Annotated in this window: 9 protein-coding genes, 1 tRNA gene and 2 pseudogenes; 5 read left to right on the top strand and 7 right to left on the bottom strand. The window is 62.0% G+C overall.

The window, feature by feature from the left end; genetic code table 11:
- Positions 1 to 449: 449 nt before the first annotated feature.
- The 3 genes and pseudogenes from ACTJGZ_RS08295 to ACTJGZ_RS08285 all read right to left on the bottom strand — a co-directional run.
- Positions 450 to 696, bottom strand: a pseudogene (locus ACTJGZ_RS08295) (hypothetical protein); the annotation flags it as partial.
- Positions 697 to 699: 3 nt separating this feature from the next.
- A pseudogene (locus ACTJGZ_RS08290) lies at positions 700 to 933 on the bottom strand (transposase domain-containing protein); the annotation flags it as partial.
- A 498-nt stretch (positions 934 to 1,431) separates the two neighbouring features.
- A tRNA-Gly gene (locus ACTJGZ_RS08285) sits at positions 1,432 to 1,507 on the bottom strand.
- 176 nt (positions 1,508 to 1,683) lie between these two features.
- On the opposite strand from ACTJGZ_RS08285, the gene murB reads away from it, so the two are divergent.
- Positions 1,684 to 2,721 carry a UDP-N-acetylmuramate dehydrogenase gene (gene murB / locus ACTJGZ_RS08280; protein WP_441662463.1) on the top strand — a complete coding sequence of 346 codons (1,038 nt, stop codon included), beginning with the start codon at positions 1,684 to 1,686 and terminating at the stop codon, positions 2,719 to 2,721.
- Positions 2,722 to 2,901: 180 nt separating this feature from the next.
- On the opposite strand, the gene dapB is transcribed toward murB, so the two are convergent.
- From dapB to ACTJGZ_RS08260, 4 genes are all read right to left on the bottom strand, one after another.
- Positions 2,902 to 3,693, bottom strand: a complete 792-nt coding sequence (dapB, locus tag ACTJGZ_RS08275) for a 4-hydroxy-tetrahydrodipicolinate reductase (protein WP_441662462.1) — start codon at positions 3,691 to 3,693, stop codon at positions 2,902 to 2,904.
- Positions 3,694 to 3,752: 59 nt separating this feature from the next.
- Positions 3,753 to 4,334 (bottom strand): outer membrane protein assembly factor BamE, encoded by a 582-nt coding sequence (locus ACTJGZ_RS08270; RefSeq protein WP_441662461.1) that lies wholly within the window; start codon positions 4,332 to 4,334, stop codon positions 3,753 to 3,755.
- Between the two features lie 78 nt (positions 4,335 to 4,412).
- Complete coding sequence (recN, locus tag ACTJGZ_RS08265) at positions 4,413 to 6,074, bottom strand: DNA repair protein RecN (RefSeq protein ID WP_441662460.1); 1,662 nt, start codon at positions 6,072 to 6,074, stop codon at positions 4,413 to 4,415.
- A gap of 6 nt (positions 6,075 to 6,080) precedes the next feature.
- Positions 6,081 to 6,980, bottom strand: coding sequence for an NAD kinase (locus ACTJGZ_RS08260; protein WP_441662459.1), 900 nt, complete (start codon positions 6,978 to 6,980; stop codon positions 6,081 to 6,083).
- Between the two features lie 270 nt (positions 6,981 to 7,250).
- On the opposite strand from ACTJGZ_RS08260, the gene hrcA reads away from it, so the two are divergent.
- The 4 genes from hrcA to dnaK form a co-directional block, all read left to right on the top strand.
- A complete protein-coding gene (hrcA, locus tag ACTJGZ_RS08255; protein WP_441662482.1) occupies positions 7,251 to 8,258 on the top strand; it encodes a heat-inducible transcriptional repressor HrcA in 1,008 nt (335 codons plus the stop codon).
- Positions 8,259 to 8,266: 8 nt separating this feature from the next.
- Positions 8,267 to 9,319: a ferrochelatase gene (hemH, locus tag ACTJGZ_RS08250; RefSeq protein ID WP_441662458.1), complete on the top strand. Its 1,053-nt coding sequence runs from the start codon at positions 8,267 to 8,269 to the stop codon at positions 9,317 to 9,319.
- A 215-nt stretch (positions 9,320 to 9,534) separates the two neighbouring features.
- Complete coding sequence (gene grpE, locus ACTJGZ_RS08245) at positions 9,535 to 10,059, top strand: nucleotide exchange factor GrpE (RefSeq protein ID WP_441662457.1); 525 nt, start codon at positions 9,535 to 9,537, stop codon at positions 10,057 to 10,059.
- Between the two features lie 120 nt (positions 10,060 to 10,179).
- The coding region (gene dnaK / locus ACTJGZ_RS08240) for a molecular chaperone DnaK (RefSeq protein ID WP_441662456.1) at positions 10,180 to 12,073 on the top strand (1,894 nt) is incomplete at its 3' end.

Genomic DNA, 12,073 nt, shown 5'->3' with positions numbered 1-12,073 from the left:
CACGCCACCCGACTGATTAATGCACGCCATCTCGCCGATACGCTACCGCTCGCGATATCTTTATCTTTGATCTTGTCCAGTGGTGCAGAAGGGAATAATCCTTGTGTTACATATTGATATCATAGCATTCAATTTTATTATGCTTAAAAGCGAGAAAGGCAAGCTGCGGTTGGTATGAGCTGTGCGGCATTCCACGAGTGAGTAGTCGCGTTCGTTAGCAGATTATCGAAGAGGGGCGCTTGCACTCGACAAAGTGAATGTCGCCGGTATGCGACGCAGACCGTTCTGATTTGAATGAATCGCGGCACAACGTGCTTAACTGTCAGCGTGATCCCCACATTGGGTTCCGGACCGGCAACTGTCGCTTATATCTGCTTGCCGACCAAAGGAAGCCGCTGGTTCGCCGTCCATCTGGATCACAGGGGGCCGTACCGTGCACCGTGGGGTCCTCAATAGCCTGATGCATTGCGAGGCAAAACCGTAAGCCAGCAAAAGATCCTGCGAATCTCTGTTTGCTCCGCCATCTCAAGTGCATCGTCGATCTCGATGCCAAGGTAGCGAATTGTGCTTCCAGCTTTGTATGTCTGAGGATCAGCTGTATCGACCGAAGATTCTGCGTCCGGTGGTAGATCAGCGAGGCTTTTGTACAGTACATAGTGTGGTGCTATAGGCGGTATCGTGGAGACCCATCGCTGCGCCCTAGCGATGGGTCCGCTGTTCTACAGTCTGGCTGTTGGGCCGTGTTGGCAGGCGCGTGGGTACATCTTTCAGATAGGGATACGGATCATGCTCATTGAGACGTGTCGACTGGATTAGGCTTATCACTGTAGCAGCCCGCTGTCCGGCCCGTAGTGATCCCGCAAACAGCCAGTTCTTGCGCCCGAGCGCCACCGGCCGGATCCGGTTCTTGATCCAGTTCTTGTCGATGGGCAAGACATCCTTGCTGAAAATCCGCCTCATCTGTGACAAGGTACTTTGTCGTCCGTCCTGCAGTTCGAGTCTGGGGTTTATGTCCTTGCTGAGCAGTGCATGAGCGTGGTCGCGCAGGTGTTGAGCATCGCGCAGTGATACCTCAGGCTAGGTGTCTAGTGACATGCATTTCTGTGTGGCCTGTCAGTCAGTAGTAGCGGAAGTGCTACGACTTGCTGCCCTTGGCAGAAATCGCCAATGAGAGTCCATCCGACTCGACAAGTGTATAGGGATGACTCGTGGCTTTTGCTTGTCGTGTCGCAGCATCTGTAATACATCATGATGTCTCCAAAGAAAGCCTGGATTGAGACATCTCTGCGGGTAAACGGCCTAAAAGTCAGTTCATCCTACCGCGAGCGAAGCTCAAAAAATGGACTGAAATTGCGTGGATTTAGGCGGATGTTAGTAGGCGGTGCTGGACGAAAAAAAAGCCCAAACCGAAGTTTGGGCTTTTTTTGAATTTGGAGCGGGAGACGAGTCTCGAACTCGCGACCTCAACCTTGGCAAGGTTGCGCTCTACCAACTGAGCTACTCCCGCATGGCTTGTTTGTTATCGTTTTGGGAAATTCCTTTGAAGGGTTTCCTTGGCGAATTGGCTGGAACGTTTCCGGGCCACAAGCGAAGAATGCAACTATAGCATAAGATTACGGCACTATGTCAAATGCCTCAGCTTCTCAGTCTTCATTGCCCCGCGCTGCGTCCGGGGGGCACGATATGCCGGTGTTGGCCGCTGCGCCGCAGGATTTGCGCGCGTTGAATACGCTGGGTTTGCCAGCGCGCGCCGCGGCGTTTGTGGCGGTGGATGCGCTGGCGCAGTTGCCGGGCGTGAGCCGGCTGGCGCGGCAGTATGCGTCGGCGCTGGTGCTGGGGGGCGGCAGCAATCTGGTGCTGCCCGATGAGGTGGACGGCCTGGTGATCGCAGCGCGTTTGCCCGGCGTGCGCCGCGTGGGCGAGACGGATGATGCTGTGCTGGTGGAGGCCGCGGCTGGGGAGAGCTGGCACGGCCTGGTGCAGTGGTGCGTGGCGCAGGGTCTTGGCGGCCTGGAAAACCTGGCGTTGATTCCAGGGACGGTGGGGGCGGCGCCCGTGCAGAATATCGGCGCTTACGGTTTGGAAGTGGCCGAGCGCCTGGTGCAGGTGCATGCCTGGGATCTGGCTGCCGCTCAGGCGGTGGTGTGGCCGGCGGGCGAGTGCGGTTTTGCGTATCGTGATAGCCGTTTCAAGCAGGCGGGCCAGGGGCGCTGGCTGATTACGTCTGTGGTGCTGGCTTTGCCCAAGGCGTGGGCGCCGCGTATGGAGTATCCGGATTTGCAGCGCCATGCAGGTTTACAGGATAAGCCTGCGGCACAGGTGCGCCCGCAGGATATTTTTGACGCGGTGTGCGCTGTGCGGCGCGCCAAGCTGCCGGACCCGGCGGTGCTGGGCAATGCCGGGAGTTTTTTCAAGAATCCGGTGGTGGCCGATGCGCAGGCCGATGCCTTGCAGCAGCGTTTCCCGGAGATGCCCCGATATCGGGTGGCGGATGGCCAGAGCAAGCTGGCGGCCGGCTGGCTGATCGACCGCTGCGGCTGGAAGGGGCGGGCGCTGGGGCCGGTGGCCATGCATGAGCGCCAGGCTTTGGTGATGGTAAATCGTGGCGGGGCCAGTGCGGCGGATGTGCTGCGTCTGGAAGCTGCTGTGCGCGCCGATGTGCTGGCCGGTTTCGGGGTGTCGCTGGAGCGCGAGCCGATTCTGGCCCCTGGCCGCTATTGAGCGCATAGGCGCAAGCGGAACCCTGGAGGGGTGGCTGCCTGGGATAGGCGGATAGGCTGGGTTGTCAGGCGTTCTGGCGGCTGCGGATGAAATGCAAACCGCCCCGTGCTTTGCCGTACGGGGCGGTTTGATAATGCCAGTGCAGATGATGGCGGCTTGGGCTCGGGCTTGGACTTGGGCTTAGAGCGCCAGGACGTCCTGCATGTTGAACAGGCCGTGTTCTTTCTGGCCCAGGAAGCGCGCAGCGCGCACGCTGCCTTCGGCATAGCCGGCGCGGCTGCTGGAACGGTGGCTGATTTCTATGCGTTCGCCCGTGCCGCAGAAGTACACGGTGTGGTCGCCGATGATGTCGCCGCCGCGCACGACGGAAAAACCGATGGTGCCATCCTGGCGCGGCCCGGTTTCGCCATAGCGGGTCCAGACCGCAACGTCGTCCAGTTTCTGGCCGCGGGCCTCGGCAATGACGCGGCCCATGCCGATGGCGGTGCCCGAGGGGGCATCCACCTTGTGGCGGTGGTGGGCTTCGAAGATTTCGGTGTCGTAGCCTTCGTTGAGCAGCTTGGCGGCCATTTCCAGCAGGCGCAGTGTGGCATTGACGCCCACGCTCATGTTGGGGGCAAAGACCACCGCGATTTTTTCACTGGCGGCATGGATGGCATCGTGTCCGGCTGCGTCGAAGCCGGTGGTGCCGATCACGATTTTGGTGCCATGGCGGACACAGGCGTCCAGGTGGACCAGGGTGCCTTCGGGGCGTGTGAAGTCGATCAGGCAATCAGCCTGGGCCAGATCGTCCAGCTGATCGCTGAGCAGAACGCCGGTGGTGACGCCCGCATGGGCGCCCGCGTCCTGACCGATGGCGGGTGAGCCGGGGCGGTCCAGGGCGACGGCCAGGGTGAGATCCTTGGCAGCGAGAACGGCGTCGATCAGCATGCGGCCCATGCGGCCGCTAGCGCCTGCAATGGCGATGCGCATGTGTGGTATTCCTTGCAATATTAAGGGCGCGGCTCCCGGGCGGAGGCCGTGCGCGAAGCTTACAGCGGCATGGGTGCCGGGCTGGCGGCGCCGGGTTCGGTGATCGGTGTCGGTTGCAGTTCGATGTGCAGGGGCACAGGATCGCCGCCGATATCCAGGGTTTCCGTGACGCCTTCTTGCGGTGCTGCAATCGGCGCTGCCGGCGAGGCAGGGGCGGTTTCAGCAATCTTGTCGATTTCGATCAGGTCGATTTTGCCGTCCTGGGCCCCTTTCTGGAAGGGCTGGACTTCGGGAACGGCGTCGCCTTCCCAGCGGGCCAGGCGGTCATTGTCGAACCAGACCGTGAAGACGCGGTGCTGCGGCTTGCCGCTGCCGGGTTGGTAGAAGTAGGTGTAATCCCAGCGGTCGGAGTGCAGGATGCTGGTCAGCATCGGGCTGCCCAGCGCGAATTGCACTTGGTCGCGGCTCATGCCGGGTTGCAGCAGAGCGACCTGGCTGGCGGTTACCCAGTTGCCTTGTTGAACGCTGGCACGGTAGGGGAAGCCCCATTTGCCCGAGGTGCAGCCAGTGGCGCCTATGGCCAGCGCGATAAGAAGAGCGCTGAGGCGGGCGCGAGAAAACGATGCATTAACTTGGGACATGCTGCGATCCATGGAATGGGCTCGTGTCGGTTGCGTGATGAAATCTGTCATAAGTGTAGCCGGGGATGGCACGAGCGGTCAGGCCGGGTCCAGTGTGCCGGAACGCGAGAGCATTTCTTTCGCGTGCCGGCGGGTGGTGTCGGTCAGGGTGATGCCGCCCAGCATACGGGCGATTTCTTCGATCCGGCCTTGTTTGCCCAGTGGGACAATGGCCGAGCGCGTGAGTTCGCCATCCGAGCTTTTGCTGACTTGAAAATGCTTGTCGCCGCAAGCCGCGACCTGCGGCAGGTGAGTCACGCACAGGACCTGGTGGCGCGTGCCCAGTTCTTGCAGCAAGCGTCCGACGACTTCGGCCACGGCGCCGCCGATGCCAGTGTCAACTTCATCGAAAATCAGGGTGGGGACACGGGCGGCGCGGCTGGCGATGACAGAAAGGGCCAAGGAAATACGCGCCAGTTCGCCGCCGGAGGCGACTTTTGCCAGGGGGCGCGGCGCCACGCCAGCATGGCCGGCGACTTGAAAGACGATGGTTTCATTGCCATGGGCGCCGGGCGCGGCGCTGTCGAGCTGAATCTCAAAGCGGCCGCCGTCCATGGCCAGGGTTTGCATGGCAGCCGTGACATGGTGCGATAGGTCGTTGGCGGCCTTGCGCCGGCCTGCCGAGAGTTGCGCGGCGAGTGTGTCGTAGGCGGCGCGCACCGTGGCTTCTTCCTGCTTCAGGTGTTCGGCATCATTGGCGGCGCGCAGGGTCTCGGCTTCGTGTTCCAGTTGTTCCTGCAGCTCGGGCAGGGTATCCGGGTCGGCTCTGAGCTTGCGCGACAGGTCGAAAACCGCGCTCAGGCGTGCTTCGGCGCGGGCGAGGTTTTCCGGGTCCAGATCCATGCGCTCGACATAATCACGCAATTCCGAAATGGCGTCGCTGGCGGCGATGCGGGCGGATTCCAGTGTGTCGCGGATGGCGGTCAGCGCGGTATCGTGGCGCAGCAAATGGTTCAGCTTGCCGATGGCGCCAGACAGCAGGTGCAGCGCGCCCTGGTCGTCGTCCGGCAGGCTCAGGGCCTGGGCGCCGCCATCGAGCAGCGCCTGGGCGTGCGCCAGCCTGTCATGTTCGGCTTGCAGGCGCGGCCATTCGCCGGGTTGCAGATTGACACTGTGCAGCATGTCCAGTTGCCATTGCAGCTGATCGGCGCGTTCCTGGCGGGCATCGGCGTCGCGTTCCAGCCGTTCAATCTGGCGCGTCAGGCTGTGCCAATGTTTCCAGGCCTGTTCGGTCTGGCGCGCCAGCGGCGTCAGTTCGCCATGAGTGTCGAGCAGGTCGCGCTGGGCATCGCTGCGCATCAAGCTTTGGTGCGCATGCTGGCCGTGGATATCCACCAATTGTTCGCCCAGCTCGCGCAGTTGCGTCAGGGTGGACGGCGCGCCGTTGACATAGGCGCGGCTGCGGCCCTGGGCGTCGATCACGCGGCGCAGCACCAGTTCGCCGCCGGCATCCAGGTCATGCGCCTGCAGCCAGGCGTTCAATTCGGCGGGCGGGGTGAAACTGGCGTGGATGTCGGCGCGGCTGGCGCCTTCGCGCAACACGCCGGCATCGCCGCGCGCGCCCAGGCACAGCGCCAGGGCGTCGATCAGAATGGATTTGCCCGCGCCGGTTTCGCCGGAAAATACGCTAAAGCCAGGGCCGAAACGGATTTCGGCCTCATCGACAATGACGAAATCGCGGATGTGCAGCGAATGCAGCATGATGGTTTACTCGTCCTGGTCATCCATTCTGGGCATGACGTTCCAGTGTAGCTTGTGGCGCAGGGTGGAAAAGAAGCTGTAGCCCGGCGGGTGCAGGAAACGGATGGTATCTGGGGCGCGCAGGACCTCAATGCGGTCTCCGGGCTGGAGTTCCGACCAGGATTGCATATCGAAGTGAATGCTGGCCCCGGCTTCGACCCGGCTCATGGAGGTCAGGGTGATGCTGAGAACACCGGTGGGCGGCAGAACGATGGGCCGGTTGGAGAGCGTTTGCGGCGATACCGGCACCAGCACCATGGCTTCTATGCCGGGGTGGACGATAGGGCCGCTGGCGGCCAAGGCATAGGCGGTGGAGCCAGTGGGCGTGGCGACGATGATGCCGTCGGCGCGCTGCGTATTCATATACACGCCATCGACTTCCAGGCGCATTTCTATCATGCCGCCACGGCCGGCGCGGCTCAGGACAACGTCGTTGAGCGCGCAGGCCTGGCACAGGATTTCGCCTTCGCGCAGCACGCGGCCGGTCAGCATCATGCGGTCTTCCGCGTTATAGCGTCCGGCCAGCAGGTCGCGCAGCGCGTCGTGCGCCTGCGGCAGGGGGATGTCCGTGATGAATCCCAGCCGGCCATGGTTGATGCCTGCAACCGGCACACGGTATGGCGCCAGCTGGCGCGCGGCGCCCAGCATGGTGCCATCGCCGCCCACGACAATCGCCAGTTCCGCCTGGCGGCCGATTTCATCGTAGGTTGCCAGGGGGAACCGTTTCAGCCCGGTGTAGCGGGCGGTTTCTGCTTCGACCAGTACATGGCGGCCTGCTTCGGTCAGGAGATCGCCCAGGCTGCCCAGCAAGGCATCCAGGTGGGTATCCTGATAGCGGCCAATCAGTGCGACGGTGGAAAAATGCATGAATTCCTGGCAGGGTGCAAGGCGCAGCGGGCATTCTTGAACCGGATGGTTCCGGCGGGCGAATGTTCCTGCGTCATATTAAACAGGCCTGGCCCAGCCTGGCTGCTGGCGGCGGGGCCGCCATGCCGGGGTATGGCCGAATCCGGCGCGCGGGCGGTGCCTGCGCCAGGGCCACAACGCCCGACCAGGGCTGGGTTGACGTTACTGGCGCGATTATATCGACCGCCATCTATTCATAGGGATGTAAAAGCATCCTAAAATGAACTCATGATGGATGATCGCGCACGCTCTCTGCTCAAGGCCCTGATAGAACGGTACATCGCTGATGGACAGCCTGTCGGTTCGCGCACGCTGTCGAAAGTGTTCGACCTGTCGCCGGCCTCTATACGCAATATCATGGCCGACCTTGAAGAAATCGGGTTGATACACAGCCCGCACACGTCTGCCGGCCGCGTGCCGACGCCGCGGGGATATCGCGTGTTTGTCGATACGCTGCTGGCGGCGCGTCCGTTCGAGCCTGGGGGCGTCAGCTTTGAAACACGCCTGCCGATTGCCGACCCGGTGCGCACGGCCTCGGCGGCAGCCAGCATGCTGTCCAACCTGACGCAGTTCGCCGGAGTGGTGCTGACACCCAAGCGCTCCCAGGTCTTCCGGCAGATCGAATTCATCCGGCTGTCCGAGCGCAGGGTGCTGCTGATCATCATTACGCCCGACGGCGATGTGCAGAACCGCATCCTGATCACGCCGCGTGATTATGCCGAGCCGGAGCTGCTGGAAGCGGCCAACTATTTCAATATGCATTTCGCCGGCAAGTCGTTCGATGTCGTCAAGCGCACGCTGGCTTCCGAGCTGGATCAATTGCGCGAAGATATTTCACGCCTGATGATGGCGGCAGTGGAAACCAGTGCTGATGTCGAGAATGAAGGCGATGCCGTGCTGATTTCCGGCGAGCGCAAGTTGCTGGAAGTCGAGGACATCACGTCTGATATGGACCGTTTGCGCCGCATGTTCTCGTTGTTTGAAAAGCGCACTGAACTGCTGCAATTGCTGGATGTGTCCAGCCGCGCGCAGGGGGTGCAGATTTATATCGGCGGCGAATCGCAGCTGATGCCTTTCGAGGATATCAGCGTCGTGACGGCGCCTTATGGCGTCGATGGCAAGGTCGTGGGAACGCTAGGGGTGGTGGGGCCGTCGCGCATGGCCTATGACAAGGTCATTCCCATTGTGGACATCACTGCCAGGCTGCTTTCCAATGCGCTCAGCCAGCCCAATTCCTGAGGAAACCCGTGAAATACCTGCCAGAGCCCCGGCTTGCCAATCCGTTTGATGTTCCTCAGGCGTCCGCCAGGGAACAGGCCTACGGGCGGCAGGGCGTGCTGCTGCTCAATCTGGGCACGCCAGATGCGCCGACTCCTGCCGCGATCCGGCGTTATCTGGCGGAATTCCTGTCCGACCCGCGTGTGATCGAGCTGCCGTCCTGGCTCTGGAAGCCGGTGCTGCACGGGGCGATCCTGACACGGCGCCCGGCCCGTCTGGCGCCGCGCTACGCCAGCATCTGGATGGAGGGCGGGTCGCCGCTGCTGGTGTACACCCGGCGCCAGGCCCAGGCCGTCCAGTCCGGTCTGGCGGCCAAGGGCCTGGATGCGGAAGTGGCGGTAGGCATGCGCTACGGGCAGCCGTCAGTGCAGCAAGCCTTGCAAGCGCTCAAGGATGCGGGGTGCGAGCGCATTCTGTGCGTGCCTCTGTATCCCCAGTACGCGGCCAGCACCACGGCAACTGCCGTGGATCAGGTGGCGCGTGTCGCGGCGCAGATGCGCGATCAGCCCGAACTGTCGTTCATCAAGCGTTTTCATTTGGATGAAGGGTATATCGGCGCCATGGCTTCGGCCATCCGCCAGCGCTGGCGCGCCGATGGCGAGCCCGAGCGTTTATTGCTGAGCTTCCATGGGCTGCCGCGCGCCTGCATAGAGCGTGGCGATCCCTACTATCGTGATTGCCTGCAAACGGCGCAGGCCCTGGCCGAGGCGCTGGCGTTGCCGGCGGAACGCTGCGTGGTGTCCTTTCAAAGCCGTTTCGGGCCGGCCAAGTGGCTGGAGCCCGATACCGAGGGCACGCTGAAAGCCTGGGGTAAGTCAGGTGTAGCAAGCGTGGATGTGGTGTGCCCGGGGTTTACCTCGGATTGCCTGGAAACCCTGGAAGAAATCGCGATGGAAGGCCGGGAGGCCTTTCTGCAGGCGGGCGGCCGCCAGTTCCGCTACCTGCCGGTGATGAATGATGCGCCGGCCTGGCTGGCGGCATTGACGGATTTGATCGCCGGGCGGCTGGCCGCCTTGCGTTGATTGGCGTCAGCCCGGCGAGGGAAGCACCAGCGGTTTCTTGGCGGGCGGGTCTTGAAACCGGCAGGATTGCCCCCAGTTATTAGCGCGAAGGTGTGATCTGGCCTGATCGGGCCTCTGCGGCCCGGCGCTGCTGTTAGGGCTGGGTGGTGCCGGCGCTGTTTGGCATCCCGCCTGGTAGCGGACCATTTGATATGAATTTTGCGGAGAAAATCGACATGACGGATAGCAATTCGCCCGACCAGGTGCAACCGGAAGACCTGCCGGAACAAACCGGGCAGCCGGATCTGCAGGCACAGCTCGACGAGGCGCTGGCCCAAATCGCTGAACTGAAGGATCAGGTGCTGCGCGCCCATGCCGAGGCAGAAAACGTGCGCCGCCGTTCCCAGGAAGATGTAGCCAAGGCCCGCAAGTTCGGCATTGAATCGTTTGCCGAAAGCCTGGTGCCGGTGCGTGATAGCCTGGAAGCCGCGCTGGCGCTGGAAAACCAGACGGCCGAAGCCTTGCGCGAAGGCGTGGATGTGACGCTCAAGCAGTTGTCCGCCGCGTTTGAGCGCCATCAGCTCAAGCAGATTGCGCCGGCCCCCGGCGAGCGCTTTGACCCTAATCTGCATCAGGCGATTTCCAGCGTGCCGTCGGAACACCCGGCCAACACGGTGGCCAATACCCTGCAGGTGGGCTACCTGATCTCCGAGCGCGTGCTGCGCCCGGCGCTGGTGATGGTCTCGGCAGGCCAGCAGTAAGCCGCCGTTTATTCTCAGCGGGGGCGCTTGAAATTGCGTCGATCGTCCCCAGATAGTCCAGCATGAGGGCGTGATGCCCGGCAAGCAACGAATCTGACTATTTAGCAAGGTACTCTAGACATGAGCAAAATCATTGGTATCGACCTGGGCACCACCAACAGCTGCGTGGCAGTTCTGGAAGGCGGCCAGGTCCGCATTATCGAAAATGCCGAAGGCACCCGCACCACGCCTTCCATCGTCGCCTACATGGATGACGGTGAAACCCTGGTCGGCGCGCCGGCCAAGCGTCAGGCAGTGACCAACCCGCGCAACACGCTGTTCGCGGTGAAGCGCCTGATCGGCCGCAAGTTCGACGAAAAAGCAGTGCAGAAAGACATCGACTTGATGCCTTACTCCATCATCAAGGCCGACAACGGTGATGCCTGGGTGGAAGTGCGCGGCAAGAAGCTGGCGCCTCCCCAGGTGTCGGCCGAAGTCCTGCGCAAGATGAAAAAGACTGCCGAGGACTATCTGGGCGAAGAAGTGACCGAAGCCGTCATTACGGTGCCGGCCTACTTCAATGACAGCCAGCGTCAGGCAACCAAGGATGCTGGCCGTATCGCTGGCCTGGAAGTCAAGCGCATCATCAACGAGCCGACGGCGGCTGCCCTGGCCTTCGGCCTGGACAAGAGCGAAGCAGGCGACCGCAAGATCGCCGTCTATGACTTGGGCGGCGGCACGTTTGACGTGTCCATCATCGAGATCGCCGACGTCGATGGCGAAAAACAGTTTGAAGTGCTGTCCACCAACGGCGACACCTTCCTGGGCGGCGAAGACTTCGACCAGCGCATCATCAGCTACATCATCGACGAGTTCAAGAAAGAACAAGGCGTTGATCTGTCCAAGGATGTGCTGGCGCTGCAACGCCTGAAGGAAGCCGCTGAAAAGGCCAAGATCGAGCTGTCGTCCAGCCAGCAGACCGAAATCAACCTGCCTTACATCACGGCAGATGCGTCCGGTCCCAAGCACTTGAACCTGAAGATCACCCGCGCCAAGCTGGAAGCGCTGGTCGAAGACCTGATTGCCCGCAGCATCGAACCTTGCCGCGTGGCCATCAAGGATGCTGGCGTCAAGGTTTCCGAAATCGACGATGTGATCCTGGTCGGCGGTATGTCCCGCATGCCCAAGGTGCAGGAAGCCGTGAAGGAATTCTTCGGCAAGGAACCGCGCAAGGACGTCAATCCGGATGAGGCGGTGGCTGCTGGCGCGTCTATCCAGGGCTCGGTGCTGTCTGGCGACCGCAAGGACGTACTGCTGCTCGACGTGACGCCGCTGTCTCTCGGTATCGAGACGCTGGGCGGTGTCATGACGAAGATGATCCAGAAGAACACCACGATCCCGACGCGCCATGCGCAGGTGTATTCCACGGCTGACGACAACCAGCCTGCGGTGACCATCAAGGTGTTCCAGGGTGAACGTGAAATCGCCGCCGGCAACAAGATGCTGGGCGAATTCAATCTGGAAGGCATTGCGCCGGCACCGCGCGGCCTGCCGCAGATCGAAGTCACGTTCGACATCGACGCCAACGGTATTCTGCATGTGTCGGCCAAAGACAAGGGCACTGGCAAGGAAAACAAGATCACCATCAAGGCCAACTCCGGTCTGACCGAAGAAGAAATCCAGCGCATGGTGCAGGATGCCGAGGTCAATGCCGAGGAAGACCGCAAGGTTGCCGAGCTGGCTCAGGTCCGCAACCAGGCCGATGCGCTGGTGCACGCCACCCGCAAGTCGCTGGGCGAGCACGGCGATAAGCTCGAAGCCTCCGAGAAGGAAGCCATCGAGAAGGCCGTGGCCGATGTGGAAGCTGCCTTGAAGGACAATGCCGACAAGGCCGAACTGGAAGCCAAGGTGGAAGCCCTGACGACCGCTTCGCAGAAGCTGGGTGAAAAGGTTTACGCCGACATGCAGGCGCAGCAGGCCCAGGCCGGCGGCGCTCAGGAAGAAGCCCAGCCGGCAGACGACAATGTCGTGGATG

Origin of the sequence: Kerstersia sp. (assembly GCF_052103615.1) — a bacterium.
Taxonomy (GTDB): domain Bacteria; phylum Pseudomonadota; class Gammaproteobacteria; order Burkholderiales; family Burkholderiaceae_B; genus Kerstersia.
The sequence above is the reverse complement of the archived record's forward strand: the minus strand, read 5'-3'. Positions and strand labels throughout refer to the sequence as shown.

Coding starts and splice junctions, on each gene's coding strand:
- dapB (WP_441662462.1), bottom strand. CDS start 3,693: ATGCGCATCGCCATTGCAGGCGCTAGCGGCCGCATGGGCCGCATGCTG.
- grpE (WP_441662457.1), top strand. CDS start 9,535: ATGACGGATAGCAATTCGCCCGACCAGGTGCAACCGGAAGACCTGCCG.
- hrcA (WP_441662482.1), top strand. CDS start 7,251: ATGGATGATCGCGCACGCTCTCTGCTCAAGGCCCTGATAGAACGGTAC.
- ACTJGZ_RS08260 (WP_441662459.1), bottom strand. CDS start 6,980: ATGCATTTTTCCACCGTCGCACTGATTGGCCGCTATCAGGATACCCAC.
- murB (WP_441662463.1), top strand. CDS start 1,684: ATGCCGGTGTTGGCCGCTGCGCCGCAGGATTTGCGCGCGTTGAATACG.
- recN (WP_441662460.1), bottom strand. CDS start 6,074: ATGCTGCATTCGCTGCACATCCGCGATTTCGTCATTGTCGATGAGGCC.
- ACTJGZ_RS08270 (WP_441662461.1), bottom strand. CDS start 4,334: ATGTCCCAAGTTAATGCATCGTTTTCTCGCGCCCGCCTCAGCGCTCTT.